This window comes from Asaia sp. SF2.1 (assembly GCF_000505765.1).
Classification (GTDB): domain Bacteria; phylum Pseudomonadota; class Alphaproteobacteria; order Acetobacterales; family Acetobacteraceae; genus Asaia; species Asaia bogorensis.
Window position 1 is genome coordinate 62,475 of the sequence record NZ_AYXS01000011.1, and the last position, 620, is coordinate 63,094.

At 65.6% G+C, this 620-nt stretch carries 1 protein-coding gene and 1 pseudogene; both read left to right on the top strand.

The window, feature by feature from the left end:
• A partial coding sequence (locus P792_RS26440) for a hypothetical protein (protein ID WP_031240501.1) occupies positions 1-295 on the top strand: 295 nt, incomplete at its 5' end.
• Positions 296-332: 37 nt separating this feature from the next.
• Positions 333-620 (top strand): annotated as a pseudogene (locus P792_RS37530) (hypothetical protein); the annotation flags it as partial.

The window sequence follows — 620 nt, forward strand, 5'->3', positions numbered from 1 at the left end:
CATGACGCGCTCCGCTTCGCGCCGCCGCTACGGCATCCACGCCCGCGCCATCATGGCCGACCCGCGCTGGTCTGTGCTGCCGCTCGCCGCACGCGGCATGTGGCTGCATCTGGCCGACACCGCCGATGTCGTCACCGAGCTGCGTGCGCCTGCACGCGGCCAGGCGCTGACCGTGCCTGATCTGGCCCGCCTGCTGGCAGCAGACCCGGCCGAGGTGATCGGCGCCGTGTCGCATCTGGTCAATCGAGACATTATCGAGCCCGTCGCGGACGGGTATCGTCTGAAAGCCTATTGAGATGTCCAAATCTTCGATCGAAAGACGGGCGCTTGCCATGGTCGCCAGTGACCTGCGCCTGTTCACGCTGGCCGCCGAGGCGGTGGTGGTGTGGGTGCGTCTGATAGCGGCTATTCTGGAATACGGTGCTGACGGCATTCTGCATGCCGGCAAGGACGGTGCGCCCGACCTCGCGACGCTTGCACGCTTCCGGTTTCATGTGACGGAAACCCAGCTCGAAACCTACATGGAAACCTACGCGAAAACCCGGCTGATAACCTACGACGCGGCAAGCGGGCTGGTCGGCCTGCCTGAAACGCTCCAGCCGACGCGACGCGCCATTGCC